Source organism: Cyclobacterium roseum (genome assembly GCF_010119225.1).
GTDB lineage: Bacteria > Bacteroidota > Bacteroidia > Cytophagales > Cyclobacteriaceae > Cyclobacterium > Cyclobacterium roseum.
In genome coordinates, this window is record NZ_WNKF01000002.1 from 246,211 (window position 1) to 266,660 (window position 20,450).

Genomic DNA, 20,450 nt, shown 5'->3' on the forward strand with positions numbered 1-20,450 from the left:
AACGTAGCTGATAAGATTGAAAAATGATGTGCATGCTTTTGTTAAAAATGTCTTCTTTTAAATATTTCAGTTAGAATTACCGCATCTCTGGCAGATGCGGGGTTTTTCAGCAGACGGGCATATTTGCTGCTCCCGGGATTTTCGGCCGCTACATCTTCTACTTCGCCCAATATCCTTTTATCATCCGCCAGATCTACCTGATCGTCTAGTTTGACCAAGGGCTGTTTGAGATCCTGATACGGATTTTTGTATACTTCTTTGGGCTCGGTTTCATAATCAGTCGCCTCAACTTCTTTAGTTGAAGATTTCTCAGAATACTCCACTTCCCGGGCTTCGGGGGATTCTTCCAAATCCCTTTCCCGTTGCCCCTGTTCGTTCCGGATTTCTCTCAGTAAGTCGTCAAATGATGGCCCCTTTTGAGGAGGACTTGGTTCCGAACCCTCCTGCTGGTCTGAAGTCGGCTTTTCAGCCTTTTTTTGGATGAACGACGTGTAAATAAAATAAATGATAATGGCAATGATATAAAATATAGTCCCTGAATCCATAGGTTACCCATTCGTTTGAAAGGTGAATGTACAAAATTTATCGGTTTTACGGTACTCTTTTGTGAGCAGTAGATGCAAAGTAAATTAAGGCATCTCTCGTATAGAAGGTTGGACCGAAGCAGCCTGTAGTCCAGGATGCCTCTTACCTTCCAATTATCTCAGGTGGCCGCAAAATTCCTTATCAAAAACTGGCCTAAAAAGAATTATTAGGTTTGTTGAGAACACCGATAAAATAAATATATGATATTAATCAGTTTTGCCTATGAAAGTTATTTTTTATAATAATATTTCAATTATATTTTAGTATATTCATACAACAAAAAAATAGTCCTCAAAGTATTTATAAATCCTACGTTAAAATGAAAACTGAAAAACAACTATCGCACTTTATGGATACGAACGTAGCTTTTCCGAATGTGATTGTAAAAACGCATCACGGCAACGTGCACTTCAGATCACTGATACAGGACAAGCGGATCATTGTTTATACGAATCCATCCGAACTAATTCCCGGTAATAAAAATGAAGTGAGTGAATTAGTTGAAACATTGCGCAACCTAAAAAAGCTGAATTACCATCTGATTGGGTTCAACAGGGGTTCCTTCGAGGAACATTTAAATTCGCTCAACTGGCTCAATTCCTATCTGAGTGATGAGTTGGTTTTCCCGGTGTTCTATCAGCCTAAAAATGAGGTTAAAAAATGTCTGGAGAAAAATTTAGGGGAAAAAATAACTTTAAAATCCCCTATTTACTTACTTGATAAAAACGGATGTACGCGAATGATTCTAGATGGCTCCCAATCGGCGAGCAAAAATTTAGAGACAATATTGGAACAAGCCTCAAAACTGGTACTGTCCGATCAATCGTTTGGAAAAAACCAGTCGCTAAGGGACAGCTAATCCCTTAGCGATTTCCGGAGGGGTACCCGGAACCATCTCAATTTTCAAGGCTCACCTTCGCCAGTTCAGGTTGGGGAACGTTGTGCTCCTTTCTTTTTCCGCCGTCAGACTTGTTCGCTTGTTTTGAGTTGTTTTCAGCGTCCACTTGCTTCTTGAGCTTCTTAATACAAGCCTCTACTTCAGCACCGGGGTCAATTTTTATTTTGTTTGTAAGAACAGTGCCATGCACCACACCGGTCTCGCCGATAATCGTAATGTCAGTCGCGACTACTTCTCCTACTACCTCTCCCATTATGGAGATATGGCAGCCTTTTACATTGCCGATAACCTGTCCGGTCTTTCCGATAATGATCCTTTTGCTAGTGATCAGATTCCCCTGAATGATTCCTTCTACCCGAACGTCATTGTTTGACTCAATGTCTCCTATCATCCGGAATCCCGGAGCAAAAAATGAAGTAGTGCTTGGCTCACTTAACGACTGGGTTGATTTTTTTTCTGCGTTCCACATGACTTAGTTTTTTTTAAAAATAAATGCTAAATTGAATAAGTAGGTGATATAAATAGTACAAGTATCTCTTTCAATAGTATAAACATAGGGTAAAAAAAATGAAGGTGCAAAAAAAGTTTTACAAAGCAATATTTCGTAATCCAAGTGAAATTTACCGTATATATTTCCGGTCATTCCTTTTTAGCGCAATATTAGTTCATAACTAATTTAATATCGATCGATTAGAAAAAATTGAGCGATTTATTTTTATAATTATTCATATATTTAATTTCATAAAGCAATAACCATAAGCACTAACCACAAATTAGGTGCTTTCAACTACAAAAAATAGAAGGTAACCCACTAATTCACACATTCTCAATTCATTAGGATTTGTGATCACTGAATTTATCAAATCAGCTTATTTAAATTCAAAATACAAATAGTAGCATACTTTTTAAAAAATCAGTATTTTTTGGAATTCAAAAAACACCTTTATTGATACTTAATAGTATAAAATTCATATAATAAGCACTATTAATTGAATATGTAAATCCAAACCTCATTTTTTTAATTTCCATTTTGTTTATCTTGTTTAAAATGATAAATTCGGAAGACAGTAGAAGTACCTGTCAAAAACAAGCAACCGGGTCAGTTAAAAACAGAATCGAATGAAAGAAAAACTTGAAACCATAATAGTGGACGACGATATTTTGACGCTACATTATATTCGAAAAATAGTCAAAACGTCACCTATTGACGGACCGATTCATACATCTGAAAATGGTAAACTAGCATTTGATGTGCTGGATAACCGAAAAGATGAATTTGACAATATCTTGGTGTTTCTGGACATCAACATGCCGGTAATGGATGGCTGGTCTTTTCTGGATACCCTCCAGGATAAAGACTACAAGGATAAAATCCAGGTAGTAATGGTCACTTCCTCCACGGATCCTGCGGACAAGGCCAAATCCGGAAAGTACCCGCAAGTCATTGGATACCTGGAAAAACCCGTTTATCCTCAGGTATTTACGGAAATATACAATCTATTTGACAAAAATATCGTCATTACAAAAAACAAGGGAACCGTGAATTGATTCCTGCTGGAATCGAACCACCTGATAAAAGCCAGTCAACTAATCGTTGAACTGGCTTTTTGATTGATATCCAACCTAAGCTTCCTTGCTATTTGGAAGCTTTAGGTTAAATTTGTTTGGCGATAACCTTACCTATTACATGCAGCTTTCCAAATTAGAAATCAGGGGATTTAAAAGTTTCGGTGACAAAGTACTGATTCATTTTGACAAAGGTATTACCGGGATCGTAGGTCCCAACGGTTGTGGAAAATCCAATGTGGTGGATGCTATCCGCTGGGTGTTGGGGGAACAAAAGACCCGCATGCTGCGCTCTGACAAGATGGAAAATGTTATTTTCAACGGTACAAAAAACAGGAAGCCTCTGAACATGGCAGAAGTATCGCTGACCTTTGAAAACACCAAAAACCTACTCCCTACCGAATATACCCATGTTACGATTTCGCGAAGGTATTACCGATCAGGTGACAGCGAATACCTGCTCAATGGCGTAACCTGCCGGCTTAAAGACATTACCAATCTGTTCATGGATACAGGCATTAATTCCAACAGCTATGCCATTATCGAGTTGAAAATGATTGATGAATTGCTTAATGACAAGAACAATTCCAGAAGGGAGCTTTTTGAAGAAGCTGCCGGCATATCTAAGTTCAAAACCCGCAAAAAGGAAACCCTGCGAAAACTGGAGGATACCGACGCCGACCTGGACCGAGTAGAAGATTTGCTTTACGAAATAGAAAAGAATCTAAAATCTCTTGAAAAACAAGCTCGCCAGGCTGCCCGGTATTTTGAAATCAAAAAATCCTACAAAGCCTCCAGCATTGCGTTAGCAAAAAAAGGTGTGCTCCAACACCGGGATGGCCTCATCCAGTTGAATCAAAAGCTGGAGGAAGAAAGTGACCGTAAAGTTCAGTTAAATACGACCATAGCCGCCAGAGAAGCGGCCCTGGAAAACCTGAAAACGGAGATGGTTACTAAAGAAAAACTGCTGGGTAGCCGGCAAAAGACACTGAACGAACACGTGCTCAAAATACGGCAGTTTGAAAGTGATAAAAAAATAAAAAATGAGCGGCTTCGATTCCTCCAGGATAAATCACAAGAATTACGAGTGCAAATCGAGGAGGATAAAAAGAGTAACGAACGGGCAAGCTTCAGTATCCGATCGCTGGAACAGGAAAAGGCCGTTGCGGCAAAATTGATAGCGGAGAAAGAACTTCAGGTACAAGACCTAAAAGCCATCTATGAAGACAAAAAATCCCAGCATGCCGCAACTCAGGAAAGGCAGCGCGTCCTGCAAAGCAACTATTCTGGTAAAAGAGATGAGATGTACCAGCTTTCGAAAAGCCAGGAAATAAAACAGATTCAGCTCACTACCTTAAAGCAGGAATTGGAAAAGACTGCTACCGACGATAGCAGCCAGGTGGAGAATCTGGCCGGTTTCAAGGAAAAACTGGAAGTCATTCAAAGCCAACTGGAAGTGGAGAAGCGGGAATTGCATCGAATAAAAACAGAAGAAGAAGCCCACCAGCAGAAACTGGAAGCAACTAACCGAACCCAGGAACTGATCCGGGAAGAACTTACACAGGTCAACCGAAAATTGGATGCCAAAAGTAACGAGTTTCAACTTACCAAATCGCTGGTGGATAACCTCGAAGGCTTTCCGGAGGCGATAAAATTTCTAAAGAAAAACAGCAGTTGGGGAAAAAACACCCCCCTCCTATCCGACATCCTGACAACCGACGAAAAATACAGGGTGACGATCGAAAACTTCCTGGAGACCTACATGAATTATTATGTGGTCGAGCAGGAAAAGGAAGCCATAGAGGCCGTAAAATTATTGAGTGATGCCGGAAAAGGAAAGGCAAACTTCTTTATTCTGGAAAGATTTGAAAAATTCCGTCCTACCCAAAACAAACTGTTTTCGGATGCGGTACCGGCTACTGAAATCATCGAATATGATAGCAAATACGCCCGTTTGGTAGGATACCTGCTGGATGATGTTTATATTTTTAACGGGGACATTCACCAGGTCCCCAAAACACAGGAAGCCATTTTTATTACTGAAAGTGGTAAATTTATTGACCGGCGTTTTACGATTTCCGGAGGTTCGGTAGGTCTCTTTGAAGGGAAGCGAATAGGCCGGGCGAAGAACCTGGAAAAACTGGAAAAGGAGATCAAAAATCTTCAAAAAACCATCAATGAAATTAAAACCAATCTGGACAACAAAACGGCGGAGTATTCCAATCTGAAAGCCATCAGCTTCAAATCGGCTCTTGAAGAAAAACAATCGGTCGTTAATGAATTGAATCAGGAATACGTTTCTGTAAAAACGAAAAAGGAGCAGTTGGCTGAGATGCTTACTTCCAATGCCAATAAAAAAGAGGATATCCAGGAGAAGATTCACGAGCTGTCGGAAGAGCTCGAGGAACTAGGTCCAACGCTTCAAACAGAAAAACAGGCCTTTACAGCCCTGGAAGAAGAAATTCAAGAAATCAACCAACTCCTGCTGGAGGCGGGAGAGGAACTTTCCCGCTGTTCTTCCCAATACAATGAAGAAAACATCCGCTTTCACCAACAGGAAAATAAGCTTCAAAGCATCGAGCAGGAAATCGGCTTTAAACAAAGCACCTTTGACAGCAGCCGTGAACGTATAGAGAAGTCCCAAAAAGAATTGACCCAAACCGATCAGGAGATAAGAGGGCTGATCGATAACAATGAAGTGAAGGATGATGAACTCATTGAACTGTATACGGAAAAGGAGCAGATAGAAGTTGGGGTAAGCGAAGCGGAAAAGGCCTATTATGCGCTCAGGGGAGAAATCGACCAATCCGATAAATCCATCCGGGAGATCCAGCAAAACAAAGAACGAGTGGATGGACTGATCATGGAATTCAAGCAGGCCGCCAATGAGATCAATCTGAAGCTAAATGCAATAAAAGAACGATTAAACGTGGAGTTTGAACTGGACCTGGACCAGCTGATGCAGGAAGATCCCGAGGAGACGGAGGAATTTGCCGGGAAAGATGAGGCGACACTCAGGGATGAAGTGCAGCAGGCAAAAAGCAAGCTGGAGAAAATGGGTCCGATCAATCCCATGGCCATGGAGGCTTTTGATGAAATCAAGGAAAGGCATGTGTTCATCACGGATCAAAAAGAGGATCTGATCAAAGCCAAAGAATCCCTGATCACCACCATTAGTGAGATCGACCAGGTAGCCAGGGAAACCTTTCTGGATGCCTTTGGGAAAATCAAAGAAAACTTTGTAAAAGTCTTTCGGTCTTTATTTACGGAAGAGGACGACTGCGATCTAAAACTTACGGATCCAGACATGCCCCTGGAAAGCAGCATTGAGATTATTGCCAAACCCAAAGGTAAAAGGCCCCTTTCCATCAATCAGCTTTCAGGAGGAGAAAAGACCCTGACCGCCACCTCCCTTCTATTCTCGATTTATCTACTCAAACCCGCCCCCTTCTGTATTTTTGATGAAGTAGATGCACCCTTGGATGATGCTAATATCGATAAATTCAATCAAATCATTCAGACCTTTTCCAACGAGTCCCAGTTCATTATTGTGACGCACAATAAACGAACCATGGCCAGCACGGATATTATTTATGGCATTACCATGATCGAGGCGGGGGTATCCAGAGTGGTACCGGTAGACCTGAGAGAATTGGTAGAAGAAGAGGGGGAAGAACTCTAAATTAAAAAAAGCCGGACCACCTAAAACGATCCGGCTTACATTCTCTCAATTAGGTAATTTATCAGAAAATTTCCCGTACACCCAGGTGCCGGCAATGGCACTAAGCAAGGTCACTACAATCACCGAATAACCAAATCCTATTTGGGCAAATAAAGGCCCGGGACAGGCACCGGTAAGTGCCCAACCAAGACCGAAAATAAATCCCCCGATCACCTGGCCTTTCCTGAATTCCTTGCCTGCAATCTTAATCGGTTCGCCGCTTACCGTCTTTACACCAAACCTCTTGATGAGCTGGATGGAAACCATTCCTACCAGAATGGCAGATCCTATCACCCCATACATAAAGAAGGACTGTAATCGGAACATTTCCTGAATCCGAAACCAGGATATTACTTCTGCTTTTACAAATACGATCCCAAATAAAACACCCACTATCAGGTATCTCAATAGCTTCCACCCGGATTCTCCGGACTTACCCATGTTAGGCGCTTCACATTCTACCGGATTGGCTGGTATTTTTTCTCTTACTTCCATTTTGTTCCTTTTTTGATTTGTTTAAATTCCCTTTACCGATACCTTAAAATCCAACCAAAGCCATGATAAAAGGCAGGATCAAGTGAGTCATAACAAACCCTCCAATCATGAAAAAGACCGTTGCGAGCATCGATGGCCACTGCAGATTACTGATGCCCATTATCGCATGACCCGAAGTACAGCCTCCTGCATACCGGGTACCAAAGCCAACCAGAAAACCTCCAATAACAAAAAAGAAAAGCCCTTTAAGCGTAAACAGGTTAGACCAGCTAAAAATATCTGCTGGCAACAGGCTATTGAAATCAGTGATTCCCAATTGGGCTAAGTCCTGTTGCGTGCTTTCTGCCACTACTACTGCCGCTGGATTGGAAAGAAACAGCGAGGCAATCAGTCCCCCAAGAAATATACCGACTACAAACAGGATATTCCATAATTCTTTTTTCCAGTCGTATTGGAAAAAAGGGATTTTTGCCGGTATGCAGGCAGCGCAGGCATGCCGCAGCGAGGAGGATATGCCAAAGGATTTATTGCCGATTAGCAATAGGGCTGGCACGGTCAATCCGATCAAGGGACCGGCCACATACCAGGGCCAGGGTTGCTTAATCCATTCTATCAATTGTTCCATTTTTATTACGTTTTAATTTAAATTTTTCTTTTTCCCTTAGCGAACTACCAAGAAGGAAACTTTTTATAAAAATGGCAGGGAAGCTTTCCCTGCCATGAACCAACACATCAACCAAAAAAAGCTTACAATAACGTTGTCGGGCAAACGTATTCACTTACTTCAAACTTTCCCGATGCTTTTATGGCATCAAACCCACCTTGAATATCAACCAAATTGTCATAACCTCTGGCCCTCAAAACCGAGTTGAAAATCATGGATCGATACCCTCCAGCACAATGTACGTAATAGGTTTGCTCTCTGTTTATTTCAGCCAGCGTTTCATTAATGTAATCCAAAGGCACATTTTCCGCTCCAATCAAATGTTCACTCATGTGCTCACTGGCCTTTCTGACATCAAGTATTCTCATTTCCGAATTGGCTTCTTTAAGATTTGCCAGTTCATCCACAGACACCATGGGAATGCTATCCACTTCCTTACCAGCGTCTTTCCAGGCATCAAAGCCGCCTTTAAGGTAACCCAAAGCATGGTCGTACCCCACTCGGGCCAGGCGTGTAATGATTTCTTCTTCCCTGCCTTCATCGGCCACCACAAGGATTTCCTGTTTCACATCGGGTATCAGGGTTCCTACCCAAACGGCAAAACTTCCATCAATACCAATGTTTATGGAATTTGGTATAAAACCTTTGGCAAATACCTCGGGCTCACGAGTATCCAGGACTACCGCCCCCGTTTCGTTCGCTGCTGCTTCAAAAGCATCCGGAGACAAGGCTTGCTGCCCCCTGTCTAACACCTCATCGATGCTATCGTAACCCTGAATGTTCATTAACACATTCTGAGGAAAATAGGAAGGAGGAGGAGTCAGTCCGGTTAGGACTTCCTTAATGAATTCTTCCTTGCTCATTTCCTGCAGCGCATAATTGGTCTTCTTTTGGTTTCCCAAGGTATCGCTGGTCTCCTTGCTCATGTTTTTGCCACAAGCACTGCCTGCACCATGCGCTGGATAAACGATCAGGTGGTCCGGTAAAGGCATGATCTTTTCACGCAAGGAGTCATAAAGATGAGCCGCAAGCTTTTCCTGGGTAAGGTCTTTAATTACCTTTTGTGCGAGATCCGGCCTCCCTACATCTCCTATAAACAAGGTGTCACCGGTAAATAAGGCTACCTCTTTTCCGGCTTCATCTTTTACTAAAAAGACGGAACTTTCCATGGTATGGCCCGGCGTATGAATGAGGGTAACCGTTGCACCGCCCACTTGAAATTCCTGACTATCTTTGGCCACAATCGCATCAAAGCCCATGGGCATCTCCGTCGGCCCAAATACGATTTCAGCACCGGTCTTGGCAGATAAGTCCTGGTGTCCGGAAACAAAATCAGCGTGAAAATGGGTTTCGAAAATGTATTTAATTTTCGCACCGTTTCGTTCAGCCTTTTCGATATAGGGCTGTACTTCTCGTAAGGGATCCACTATGGCCGCTTCGCCGTCCGATTCAATATAATAGGCCCCCTGGGCCAGGCAACCCGTATAAATTTGTTCTATCTTCATTGGAATAATTGATTAATGTTTGATAATGCAAAATAGGACCTCTTTTCCCCCATGAATAGGACTTTGGTCACATAAGTCGCTCAATAGGGCCAGGATATAATACCACCCGCCAGGTTATATACTTTTTCAAAACCCAAATCTCCCATAGTATCACAGGCATGACCGCTACGATTCCCACTGCGACAATACAGGTAGTAAGCCTTGTCTTTGGGCAAATTTTGGATTTGTTTATTGAAACCCGGGGACATCATATCCATATTCCTCGCTCCGGGAAGTTTTCCGCCGGAAAACTCACCTGCCGTTCTTACATCAATAACAACCGCATCCTTCTCCTTCATGCCATTATAGAAATCTTCGGCATTCAGATCGGTGTAGTGCTTAGCTTTTTTATGAAATAAATTAAACATCTTCTTCTTTTGTTAAAATACATAACAAAAGTAAGCGCTGAATTGGGGAGAAAAAGTAATATTTATCACATTAGACAGCGAGCAAGGCAGGGCCACCCAAAACGTAAAAAAATTGCCCTTACAGAAAAATGATATTTGATTTCACGCAGCGATCATAGCACTCGCTACGAGAAACGGGTACCTATCAATGAACCGATAAGCCCAATAGCTATTTGGGGAGAAGAAAGCAGGCAAGATACTTCCGAAAAAGTCCGAAACAGGCTATAACCACCTGGGTGTGGCACGAGTAATAGTCGATAAACATTAGAAATTAGATAAAAAAAAAGGCTACCCTATACAGGTAGCCTTAATTCGTTTCTATTCAGTTTTGAATTAGTTATTCTCTACTTTTCCTACGGATGCATACATCAATTTCCGGGCATCTGCCTCCCTTAACTCAAATTGAATGTCGCTAATAGGTCCCATTTTCACATCTCTATCCGCTTTGAGAGAGATCCAAATCTGGTCTCTTTCAGCCTCTGATAGGGCATCCTTTTGCTGGTTGACCCAAAGTACAATATCCGAAGTATTGATCAGCACATCATTTGCCTGGATTCGTGGCTCCGTACCATATAAAGAAGTATTCTTTGGTTGCCCCACATACAGATAAGAAATCAAGGTTTTCTTTTGAATTTTCTGAAGTTGGGTAGCCTGAGGAATCTTCTGCTCGACCAATATTTCCTGTTCCCTCAATACGGTTGTCACCATAAAGAAGAACAACAACATAAAGATGATGTCGGGCAGTGCGGAGGTTGGAATATTGGTTTCCGCTTTGGTTTTCTTTTTAAACTTTGACATAGTTAGTTTCCGATTTTATCAGGTTCAGCAATGGAAATCGCCATGGGAATATTTTCCTTCCCGCGGTCCATAAGCTCCTTTTCGGCGGCAGATTGACCGGTAAGCGCCCGGTATTCTTCACCTGAAAGCCCAACCCGCTCACCATAAATTTCGAAGTAGGCTTTTTTCACCAAATCCAACACCTCCAGATACTTTTCATAACTGGTACCTCTGTTGGTTTTGATAGAAATTACTGCACCTCCAGACATGGGATGATCTGAGGATTCAGGACTTTGCTCCGCCATCCCCCTCAAGGAGGGAGGAAGACTATTGAATAAGGCTACTGCATCCTCATCTGGATTTCCAAAATTCAGAATGAATCGCTTGACTTCATCCGAAAGTCCGTCAATATTTTGCCTAACTTCATCTTCAATAAAATACTGATCATTTAAATTGATCGATATTTTAAAAATATTACGCTCATTCAAGTCCACCTCTGGAGGTGGCTCATTCGGATCCTGTTTTGGAGGAAGGATGTTCATAATCCCCTTGTCCGAAGCGATTGTCGTGGTTACGAGAAAGAAGATAAGAAGCAAGAAGGCGATGTCCGCCATCGACCCTGCATTTACCTCCTGACTCATTCTACCTCTCTTGCCCATAATTACTTGACTATTTTAGTGATCTCTGTAACTATAATTCCAAAGATTGCAAGTATAGCAAGCGCATACACTGTAATCAGCACGCCACCTACCATTTTCGCACCCTCTGGTGTAATATTAAAAGGTTCTGCAGCGTATTTGGCTGCAATCTCACCGCTTGCCGAGGAGTAAGCGATGCCAAACAACCCAGCAATGACGATCACACCAAGCCCTGTCTTCAAAAGACTTTTGGGGTCACCAAAGGATTGGATCAGTGGCATCAGTATCGCAAATACTGCTCCAACGATGATCAGCAAGTACCCTGCATATAAAAATATATCAGTAGTATCCATTATATCTTAATCTAAAGTGAATAATCAATTAAATGTACACAAAAAAGACCAGAATTACCTGGTCAGTTTGTGTTTCACCAAAATGTCTACTAAGCTAATGGATGCATCTTCCATATCGTTTACGATAGAGTCGATTTTCGCCACACAGTAGTTGTAAAATAACTGTAGGATAATCGCTACAATCAAACCGGCTACTGTTGTTAAAAGGGCGATTTTAATACCACCGGCCACAAGAGACGGAGAAATATCACCTGCTGCTTCGATGGAGTCGAAGGCACCAATCATACCGATTACCGTACCCATGAAACCAAGCATCGGAGCCAGGGAGATAAACAGGGAGATCCAAACCAGACCTTTTTCCAATCTACCCATTTCTACCGATCCGTAGGCAATAATGGATTTTTCCACCATATCAATCCCTTCGGAATAACGCATCAATCCTTGTGTAAAGATAGAAGCTACTGGTCCTCTGGTGGCTTTTGTTACGTCTTTTGCGGCTTCAATGCCACCCTCTTCCAACGCATTTTCTACCTTGGCCAATAGTTTCTTGGTATTGGTGGTGGACAGATTCAGCGTGATGATTCTTTCCAGAGCAACGGCCAATCCTAAGATCAAACACAGTAACACTGGCGTCATGTAAGTAGGATCACCTTCAATGAATTTGTCCTTGATTACCTGATGAAAGGATAATTCTTCATCAACAATTTCATCGTCGGTCATGACGGGAGTGGGATCGGGTTCAGGAGTTGGGGCAGGGGCAGCAGCCTCTTCCGTTGTGTCAGCTTCTGATTCTTCTGTTTCTTCTTGTGCTTTTGTGATCATCGGAGAAAATAAAATCCCGAAAAGCATGAACAAAGCGATTAACTTTTTCATAATGTAGTTTTTAATAGACTTTTAAAGGTTGAACGGTTTCTGAATTCGAATTAAGTTTTTAAAGTTATAATTTTTTCAGCTCAAATTGCAAATGATTCCATTATAATTTCTGATAAAACCCTTTCAGTTAATACCTGAAAGAACGGAATGTCAAGCTATTTCAATGAAACGGGCACCTGAAATACAGATTACACCCGTGACAACTTCCCAAAAGAAGCAAAGCGGTGATTTACATTTGCAAAATGCAACCGAATGTATCAATGAACTAAAACAAATGCGTTCGCGCAGCTGTTTTTTGCAGAGAGGAAGGGATTCGAACCCTCGATACCCTTTAGGGGTATACACGCTTTCCAGGCGTGCTCCTTCGACCGCTCGGACACCTCTCTATTGCGGAAATTCTAATTTCATGCAGGAACAAATAAAATTATAAAAATCAGCCCATGCAAATAAATACCTCCTTTTATTATGTAAAAAAATTTACCCACTAAACGGATTTTTTTGGTTACAAACGCTATGGGTTTGACGATCAAACCATTGATTCGAACCAGATCAATGACTTAATACGGACATCTCTCCGGCAAGTGGGGTCATCATTTTTCGTTTGATTTCGGTTTCATCGCTCTCATTGGCCAAAACAAACATCATTTTTGTAATCGCTGCCTCTGTGGTCATGTCCCCTCCACTCAAAACGCCGACCCGTTTGAGATCTTTGCTGGTCTGGTACCTCCCTTGAATCACCCTTCCTCCATTGCACTGAGAAACGTTAAAAATCAACAAGCCCTTGTCGACCGCCTCCTCCATGGATTGAATAAACCAATCCTCGCTGGGACTGTTTCCAGACCCATAAGTCTCCAGCACAATGCCCTTCAACCCTTTCATTTGAAGGCAATGTTGTACCACATTTTTGGTAATCCCTGGAAAAAGCTTGAGCACCATCACATTATTGTCTAGCCGGTTCAGGTATTTCAATTTCTTACCTTCCTCATAGGGACGTATGGAGGCATAATTGTAGTCAATAACGATTCCGGATTCCGCCAGCGCAGGGTAATTTTCAGACTCAAAGGCATCAAAATGCACGCTTTGGACTTTTTTCGCCCGATTGCCACGCAGCAACATGTGATTGAAGAAAATACACACCTCCGGAACCACCGGTTTGCCATTGGCCTTGGATATCGCTATCTCCAGGGCAGTCATCAGGTTTTCCCGGGCATCCGAGCGCATCGCACTGATAGGCAATTGCGCACCGGTGAAAATTACCGGTTTGTTCAGCCCTGCCAACATGTAACTGAGCATGGAAGCACTGTAAGCCATGGTGTCCGTGCCGTGCAAAACCACGAAGCCGTCATAGGTATCGTAGTTTTCATATATAATGTAGGCCATATCCACCCAATGCTGCAGGTTGATATTGGAGGAATCAATCGGCTCCGGAAAGGAAATCACCGTAATACTAATATTCAGACTGTTTAGATTGGGGATTTTTTCCAGAATTTTCCCAAAATTAAACGGAACCAACGCCCCATGCTCATCATAGGCCATCCCCAAGGTGCCGCCAGTGTATATTATCAGTACCGCGTATTCTATATCCGTCTTGGCTGCTGTGTTTAAGCGGACAATCTTATAATTCATCGAAAGGCTGTTTGAAAACTGTCATAGCGTTATTGCTGGTTTTTGTGGCCACTTCCTCCACGGAAGTTTGGACAAACGCAGCCATCTTTTCGGCAATATAGGGAATGTATTCCGGCGAATTTCGTTTACCTCTGTAGGGTACAGGTGCCAGGTAAGGACTATCCGTTTCCAATACCAGATGATCCAGACCTACCGCTGCTACCACTTCCCCCAGGCCGCTATTCTTATAAGTAAGCGTGCCGCCAATACCCAGGTAAAACCCCATATCAATGACCTGCCTGGCTTGTGAAAGATCGCCCGAAAAGCAGTGGAAAATGCCCGTCAAGCCTTCCTCGTGCTCGGATTCCAACAGCGCAATGGTTTCATCCAAAGAGGACCGGCAATGTAAAACCAAGGGTAGGCTTTTTTGTTTTGCCCAGCGAATGTGTCTGCGCAAGGATTCCTGCTGCTGCTCAAAATAGGTCTTGTCCCAATAAAGGTCGATCCCCGTCTCCCCTACCGCACAAAACGAGTGCTTTTCCCACCATTTCTCCATTTGGGAAAGTTGCTCTTCAAAATCAGGCCCCACATCACAGGGATGCAATCCCAGCATGGAATAACAACCCCCCGGAAAATCCCTTTCAATCTCCAGCATTCCCGGAATGGACTCCAGGTCAATATTCGGCATAAAGAATTTAGCAATGCCAGCTTCCATGGCCCGTTGAATGACTTCCTTTCGGTCAGAATCAAATTTTTTGCTGTACAAGTGGGCGTGCGTTTCAATCAGTTTCATTTATACCTGCGTTTTTTCCATTCGATGGCACCGGGCCAAAAATAATACAATACGGTAGACCAGCTTACCATCCAGTTATAGATTTCAAAACCTATCAATTCTCCTGGCTTCGTTTTAGTTTCCGTTTTTGCTGCAAATGTACCAATAAATAGGGACTGAGCCAGTATTTTTCCGACCCAGGCCATCATCGCCCAAAAGGGAAGCAGGTACAAGGCAAGTACCAAAGCCAAATAAAACCCCACCTGAAGCCCCAAAAGCAGTTGCCAGTACCAGGGTAATAAAAAAGCTCCCCGCATCCAGCGTTTCCGCTGCTGCATCAGCCGACTGAAACCTGGTTCAGGCAAGGTCTTTACCAACACTTCCTTATCCACCAGGTGAATGGGACGCTTACCCCCACGAAACAGGGCTCTGGCCAGTGCCAGATCTTCCGTTACTTCTTTCCTTACGGCATAAAATCCCCCCACCTTCTCGCAGGCCTCCTTACCTACACACATGTTGTTTCCCATGGCAGTAAGGGTGAAATTCCAGTCGGATACCACTTTCACCTTTCCAAGTGTAAGCCACCAATCAAGCGCCTGCATCCGGGCAAATATCCCTTTTCCTGAAAGGGTGGTAATACCGGTGACCGCTCCATACTGGTCCCGATAGGCTTTGGCCATGGTTTCCGCCCAAGCAGCCGGTACCTGGCAGTCAGCATCGGTAAACATCATCAGCTCTCCCTCCTGCACCCAGGTTGCCATGGCTGCCAGGGCAAGGGCCTTGCCGTTTTCCCCAACCCCAGGCCTTTTGCCCAATGGAATCAACTGCCTGTTTTCTGCCAGATCCGCCCAGCTTGACAGTAGTTCACCCGTTTTGTCTTCGCTATGATCGTCTGCCAACAAAAACCGGATCTTATGCTGTGGATAGCGTAACTGCTCCAGCGACGAAAGGCAGGCGGGAAGGTTTTTTGCTTCATTGCGACAGGGGAGTAAAATGCATATGGCAGGCAGATGGGCTGAAGGAGAGCGGTACGTTTTAAAATTCCAACGAATCCGGTACCAAAGAATCAGGTATTGCCACATCACCAAAAACAATATAAGTACTGCAGCCGGACCTACCATATTAAAGAGGCTGAGTGGTAAATCCGGAACCAGCCAAATGATCCAGGTAGCGGGGCAACATGCTCCTTAAAAACTGACTCGACTTTTGCTGATCATGAAAAAGGATGATGGAACCATTGTGGGTATTCTCCTTCAATTTCTTCAGGGATTTTTCGGGGGACATGCCCGGTAAAAAATCCCAGGAAATAAGGTCCCATAAAACAATTTCATAGGCCGTCTTGAGTTTTCGCTTCTGCTGGCAACGGATTCGCCCGTAAGGCGGTCTGAATATCCTTGTATGTACCCCGGTGGTTTGCCGAATGATCTCCCTACAATACCCTACGTCCTGCAAATAGCCCTCGCTATCTGTTTCCATGCCATTTAGGTGATGAAAGGTGTGGTTTCCTACGCCATGACCGCCCCTTACCACCCACCGTGCCAGCGAAGCCGCCTTGCGTACGTTCTCCCCCACCATAAAAAAGGTAGCTTTCATCCCATGCTTTTCCAGTTCCTCCAGGACAAAATCAGTAACCCCTGCCACCGGGCCGTCATCAAACGTCAGAAAAACCGTTTTCTGACTCCTGCTTTTATGCCAGGTGTAATCGCTGAATACCGTCTGTGCGATGTCCGGGATTTTAAAAGGCCTCATGTCCATTGAATTGCAGGCTTAACAGGGTAAGGTCGTCTCTTCTGGAAACCCCGGCAGAAAAAGTGTCCAATTCGGAAAAAAAATCGGTGTGAAATTCCTCCGGACTAATCCCCTCGTGGGAACCGATAAAACGCAAAAACCGTTCTTCCCCAAATTCTTCCTCAGAAGGGTTCAGGGTTTCCGTAAGCCCATCCGTATAGAGGTGTAACATGAAAGCCTCCAGATTTTCTCGCTGACCTTCTTCCAAAAAGGGCAATGACTCAAAAGCCCCCAAAATGGTGGTCCCGGCCTCCAATTCTTCCACCATCCCATCCTGTTCCACACACAAAACCGGTGGATTGTGACCGGCATTGATATAACGGAGGGTTCGGTCCGAATAACGGTAGTGCCCTAGAAAGAAGGTAATGAAACGTTCACCCTTGGTGTTTTCAAATGTGGTCGAATTTAATTGCTCCACGATGGTTCGTAATTCGGAACCACTCCTTAATAGTGTTCTTAATGCCGCTTGAAAATTAGACATCAGCAGGGAGGCAGGCATTCCCTTTCCAGATACATCTGCCACACAAAAATAGACCTCATTATCATTGGGCTGGATTAAATCATAATAATCCCCGCCCACCGTACTGTGGGGAAAATAGGTGACTTTTGCTTTGAGTTTGGCATGACTGGGAAGACTCGAAGGGAGGAGCATTCGCTGTACATTGCTGGCAATTTCCATTTCTTTCCGCAGACGCTCCTGCTCCAGTTGTTTCCTGGCAAAGCGTTTGTTTTCCAGGGCTACCACCAAAATATTGGCCAGGGCCTGTGTAAAATCCAGGTCCAGGTCCTTTTCCTTATCTTTGGTGTTCAGAAAGAGGATGGCCAGCATTTTTTCCTTGTGATAAACGGGAACGTAAATATTGACCTCCGCAAAGGAATATTCCTGGGAGAGGCTCAGGCTGAGCTTTCCCAGGTTCTTATTTTCCTGAACATCGACTTTTTGAATACGATCCGGCAATTTACCTTTGACCTGATGGGATATGCGCCGTTCAAAAAACTGTTCCTTTTCATTAAACACGTACAAGAGCAGGGCTTTGATATTGAGGTGCACCAGGCAGGTGAACTTAAAAATATTCAGCAATACCTTTTCGGTCTTGTTCTCATTGATGGCCTGGGTAATTTCCAATAAGGCCTTTAATTCCAGTTCTTTTCGTTGGTATTTTAATGTCTCAGCGGTCATGTCAGAGGGTATTGTGATTCAAAAGCCCTTGCTTACTGGCCAGGTAATACAGTTCTTTACCTTTGGTTGTCAGCGAAGGGGAGCCGAAAATCTCCTCTTCGGGTCCTGAAAAGCATTTTATCCATTCTTTTTTCAATAGTGACTCCAGCGTAAAAAGCAGTCGCTCGTCTTCCCAACCCAGATTATTCTTTAGGTATTCGTAAGATTGCAGAAAATACAACTCATCCAGCAAGTCAAATTCATCATCGGTCATGTCAGCCCGTCGGTTAAGTGGAATGACAAAAATAAGGGATTGATTAGTTTTTCCTTCCTTTCCAGGTATATTTTCCTGTGATCGCCCGGGGAAAGGTGATCAGGACCATCAACGGATAAATCCAACCTGCCAGAAAATAATCCCCCATGCTTCCGGAGGCTCCAAATTGCCGCAAAACTTTACCCAACACGGCCCTTTCTGTAACAAATTTCAGGATACCATATAATACCGTCCAGCCGATAAAAGAAAATGAACTAAAAGGGATTAGTAGTGAAAAAACCTGGCACAGGCTCAGCAGTACCAACCCGGCCGCCGCCATCGCATGCCCAAACTCCTTATGGGCATTCCACTTGCTCGCCCATCGGCTACGTTGCTCCATCCAGGCCCACACATCAGGCAAGGGATTGGTTCGTACCAGGCAATCAGGGCTGGGGTGGTAGGTTACTGCCTCTGGACCGAATTTCCGGACGATTTTTTTCATCAGAAATTCATCATCCCCTGTCAACATATGCTCATTTCCTCGATACCCGGACACAGCATAAAAGGCGGATCTCCGAAATGCCAGGTTGGCCCCGCTACACATTAGCGGGTTGCCCAGGTAATAGCTTACCCCGGTAAGTAAGCCGATACTTGCCCATTCAATCCGTTGAAACCGGGCAAAGATTCCCGAGGCAGATGATGAAAGGACCGGACCGGCCACCAACTGAACCTCCGGCATGGTAAAGGCAGCCGTCATTTCCTGAACCCAGCCATTCTTAACCTGCACGTCAGCATCCGTAGTCAGGATCAAGCCCGTGCTGCTGAAACCCATCCCAGTTTGCAAGGCAGCCTTTTTTCCAATCCCATCACTTTTCACATACTGCCAATGCCGCAATTCCTCTTTTGCAATAAACGCTTTCAACAGCCGTCCTCCCCTATCCTCGCTGTGATCGTCAATGAATACAACCGGAAGCGGATTGGGCAGGTACCTTTGAAGATTTGGCAGCAAGATCTCCAGGTTTTTTTCTTCATTTCGAAAGGGAACCAGCACCGTGCAATCCGGAAGGACATTGGTTGGGCTGGCGGGGAGCTCAGGGAGCTTTTTCCAGCAACGCGCTAAAAAAAGCAAGCCCAGCAGGTAAACCGCCAAAATGGAAAAGCATAGCGTACCGATCAGTGAAACCATGTGCTGCTTTAAGGGAATTGTGGTAAATTGCAACGATGGGTAAAGAAGCAAAAATTCAGCAAAAGGAAAAAATAATTTTGGGCATCGACCCGGGTACCACTGTCATGGGATACGGGCTTATCTTGGTTCGGGGCAATAGCTATTCGGTGTTGCAGTTTGGCGTTATCCATTTAAAAAAATACAGTGACCCGGCCTTGAAACTGAAAAAAATATTTGACAAAATCAGCGGCATTCTGGAGGAGTTTTCCCCGGATGCCATGGCACTCGAAGCCCCCTTTTACGGGCAAAACGTGCAATCCATGCTTAAACTGGGAAGGGCTCAGGGCGTGGCCATGGCAGCAGCACTGGCCAAAGAAATCGCCATCACCGAGTACGCACCCAAAAAGGTAAAACAGTCGGTTACCGGCAATGGAAATGCCTCCAAGGTACAAGTGGCAGAAATGCTAAAAACCCTGCTCAACCTGCAGGAGCTGCCCCAACTGTTGGATGCTACGGATGCCCTGGCCGTGGCGCTGTGCCATCATTTTCATGAAGGGCGGGTGCAAACCCGGGGAAGAAGCGGAGGCTGGAAGTCTTTTCTTTCTGAAAACCCCGACCGGATAAAAAAATAAAAACCTAAAAATTCCGATTTCAACGGTAAATTGGTACATTAGGGTAGCCCTTTAAAAGGTAGTACTTATGAGAAAAATGGAATTGGATTGCGAAAATTGTTATGCTGAATTTATTGATCGGCTCAATGATTTAAGAGATGTGGTTCAGGAAGGAAAAAGCCATGGAATGGATGACAGGATTCGGGCCGAAATAGTCAAATCCTTCGAGAAAGCCCATGACGCAGCCCTGGAAACCATCGCTGCCTATTTCAAAAATCAGGGAAAACCACCCTTTTCCGGATCCCGGGATGCTACCGTAGAGGCTTTTCATGCCGATCTGATAGACGATGGTCAGGGATGGCTGGACATGATTATTTGCCGGATTAAGTACAATCCCCTGTATCCCGGTGATTATTTGGGTTCCCTGACAGAAAATATTGTCAAAAAATACATTGATTTTTTGGAGGGATTTGAACGGGTAATGGAAAAAAACCTGGACACCTAAAAATAAAAGTAAAAAAAACGTATTCCGGTGTAGCACTTTTACAATTCATTGCGTCTCAGGAATAAGCGTCT

Annotated in this window: 22 protein-coding genes and 1 tRNA gene; 5 read left to right on the plus strand and 18 right to left on the minus strand. The window is 43.9% G+C overall.

From position 1 onward, the window contains the following. Positions 1-41 precede the first annotated feature (41 nt). A complete protein-coding gene (locus GJQ68_RS03595; RefSeq protein ID WP_162415941.1) occupies positions 42-545 on the minus strand; it encodes a hypothetical protein in 504 nt (167 codons plus the stop codon). A 359-nt stretch (positions 546-904) separates the two neighbouring features. On the opposite strand from GJQ68_RS03595, the gene GJQ68_RS03600 reads away from it, so the two are divergent. After that, positions 905-1,444: a redoxin domain-containing protein gene (locus tag GJQ68_RS03600; protein WP_162415942.1), complete on the plus strand. Its 540-nt coding sequence runs from the start codon at positions 905-907 to the stop codon at positions 1,442-1,444. A 37-nt stretch (positions 1,445-1,481) separates the two neighbouring features. On the opposite strand, the gene GJQ68_RS03605 is transcribed toward GJQ68_RS03600, so the two are convergent. Then, a complete protein-coding gene (locus tag GJQ68_RS03605) occupies positions 1,482-1,952 on the minus strand; it encodes a bactofilin family protein (RefSeq protein ID WP_162415943.1) in 471 nt (156 codons plus the stop codon). A 650-nt stretch (positions 1,953-2,602) separates the two neighbouring features. Here GJQ68_RS03605 and GJQ68_RS03610 point away from each other — a divergent pair. Together GJQ68_RS03610 and smc are read left to right on the plus strand one after the other, a co-directional pair. Then, complete coding sequence (locus tag GJQ68_RS03610) at positions 2,603-3,031, plus strand: response regulator (RefSeq protein WP_162415944.1); 429 nt, start codon at positions 2,603-2,605, stop codon at positions 3,029-3,031. 139 nt (positions 3,032-3,170) lie between these two features. Then, a complete protein-coding gene (gene smc / locus GJQ68_RS03615; protein WP_162415945.1) occupies positions 3,171-6,731 on the plus strand; it encodes a chromosome segregation protein SMC in 3,561 nt (1,186 codons plus the stop codon). 45 nt (positions 6,732-6,776) lie between these two features. Here the strand turns inward: smc and GJQ68_RS03620 are convergent, their stop codons facing one another. The 16 genes from GJQ68_RS03620 to GJQ68_RS03695 form a co-directional block, all read right to left on the minus strand. Next, entirely contained in the window at positions 6,777-7,265 is a 489-nt protein-coding gene (locus GJQ68_RS03620; RefSeq protein WP_162415946.1) for a DUF6691 family protein, read from the minus strand. Positions 7,266-7,308: 43 nt separating this feature from the next. Continuing rightward, positions 7,309-7,890, minus strand: a complete 582-nt coding sequence (locus GJQ68_RS03625) for a YeeE/YedE family protein (protein WP_162415947.1) — start codon at positions 7,888-7,890, stop codon at positions 7,309-7,311. 122 nt (positions 7,891-8,012) lie between these two features. Then, positions 8,013-9,434 carry an MBL fold metallo-hydrolase gene (locus GJQ68_RS03630; protein WP_162415948.1) on the minus strand — a complete coding sequence of 474 codons (1,422 nt, stop codon included), beginning with the start codon at positions 9,432-9,434 and terminating at the stop codon, positions 8,013-8,015. 80 nt (positions 9,435-9,514) lie between these two features. Next, a complete protein-coding gene (locus tag GJQ68_RS03635; RefSeq protein WP_162415949.1) occupies positions 9,515-9,841 on the minus strand; it encodes a rhodanese-like domain-containing protein in 327 nt (108 codons plus the stop codon). 372 nt (positions 9,842-10,213) lie between these two features. After that, complete coding sequence (locus GJQ68_RS03640; RefSeq protein WP_162415950.1) at positions 10,214-10,678, minus strand: ExbD/TolR family protein; 465 nt, start codon at positions 10,676-10,678, stop codon at positions 10,214-10,216. A 2-nt stretch (positions 10,679-10,680) separates the two neighbouring features. Further along, positions 10,681-11,319, minus strand: coding sequence for an ExbD/TolR family protein (locus tag GJQ68_RS03645; RefSeq protein ID WP_162416206.1), 639 nt, complete (start codon positions 11,317-11,319; stop codon positions 10,681-10,683). Beyond that, the gene (locus GJQ68_RS03650) at positions 11,319-11,648 is read right to left on the minus strand and encodes a hypothetical protein (protein ID WP_162415951.1); all 330 of its coding nucleotides are present in this window, start codon (positions 11,646-11,648) and stop codon (positions 11,319-11,321) included. The genes GJQ68_RS03645 and GJQ68_RS03650 overlap by 1 nt, the downstream gene beginning before the upstream one ends. A gap of 54 nt (positions 11,649-11,702) precedes the next feature. Then, positions 11,703-12,521 (minus strand): MotA/TolQ/ExbB proton channel family protein, encoded by an 819-nt coding sequence (locus GJQ68_RS03655; protein ID WP_162415952.1) that lies wholly within the window; start codon positions 12,519-12,521, stop codon positions 11,703-11,705. 298 nt (positions 12,522-12,819) lie between these two features. Further along, positions 12,820-12,907, minus strand: a tRNA-Ser gene (locus GJQ68_RS03660). Positions 12,908-13,070: 163 nt separating this feature from the next. Beyond that, positions 13,071-14,147: an asparaginase gene (locus GJQ68_RS03665; protein WP_162415953.1), complete on the minus strand. Its 1,077-nt coding sequence runs from the start codon at positions 14,145-14,147 to the stop codon at positions 13,071-13,073. Further along, a complete protein-coding gene (locus GJQ68_RS03670) occupies positions 14,137-14,919 on the minus strand; it encodes a TatD family hydrolase (RefSeq protein ID WP_162415954.1) in 783 nt (260 codons plus the stop codon). The genes GJQ68_RS03665 and GJQ68_RS03670 overlap by 11 nt, the downstream gene beginning before the upstream one ends. Next, the gene (locus GJQ68_RS03675; RefSeq protein ID WP_162415955.1) at positions 14,916-16,019 is read right to left on the minus strand and encodes a glycosyltransferase family 2 protein; all 1,104 of its coding nucleotides are present in this window, start codon (positions 16,017-16,019) and stop codon (positions 14,916-14,918) included. The genes GJQ68_RS03670 and GJQ68_RS03675 overlap by 4 nt, the downstream gene beginning before the upstream one ends. A 1-nt stretch (position 16,020) precedes the next feature. Continuing rightward, positions 16,021-16,647, minus strand: coding sequence for a polysaccharide deacetylase family protein (locus tag GJQ68_RS03680; protein ID WP_162415956.1), 627 nt, complete (start codon positions 16,645-16,647; stop codon positions 16,021-16,023). Next, the gene (locus GJQ68_RS03685) at positions 16,634-17,866 is read right to left on the minus strand and encodes a PP2C family protein-serine/threonine phosphatase (protein ID WP_162415957.1); all 1,233 of its coding nucleotides are present in this window, start codon (positions 17,864-17,866) and stop codon (positions 16,634-16,636) included. The genes GJQ68_RS03680 and GJQ68_RS03685 overlap by 14 nt, the downstream gene beginning before the upstream one ends. Position 17,867: 1 nt before the next feature. Then, positions 17,868-18,119, minus strand: a complete 252-nt coding sequence (locus tag GJQ68_RS03690) for a hypothetical protein (RefSeq protein WP_162415958.1) — start codon at positions 18,117-18,119, stop codon at positions 17,868-17,870. 43 nt (positions 18,120-18,162) lie between these two features. Then, positions 18,163-19,284, minus strand: a complete 1,122-nt coding sequence (locus tag GJQ68_RS03695) for a glycosyltransferase (protein ID WP_162415959.1) — start codon at positions 19,282-19,284, stop codon at positions 18,163-18,165. 35 nt (positions 19,285-19,319) lie between these two features. Between GJQ68_RS03695 and ruvC the strand changes: the two genes are divergently transcribed. Both ruvC and GJQ68_RS03705 read left to right on the plus strand, forming a co-directional pair. Next, a complete protein-coding gene (gene ruvC, locus GJQ68_RS03700) occupies positions 19,320-19,895 on the plus strand; it encodes a crossover junction endodeoxyribonuclease RuvC (protein ID WP_162415960.1) in 576 nt (191 codons plus the stop codon). A gap of 67 nt (positions 19,896-19,962) precedes the next feature. Beyond that, positions 19,963-20,379, plus strand: a complete 417-nt coding sequence (locus GJQ68_RS03705) for a nucleotidyltransferase substrate binding protein (protein WP_162415961.1) — start codon at positions 19,963-19,965, stop codon at positions 20,377-20,379. The last annotated feature ends 71 nt before the right edge of the window (positions 20,380-20,450 follow it).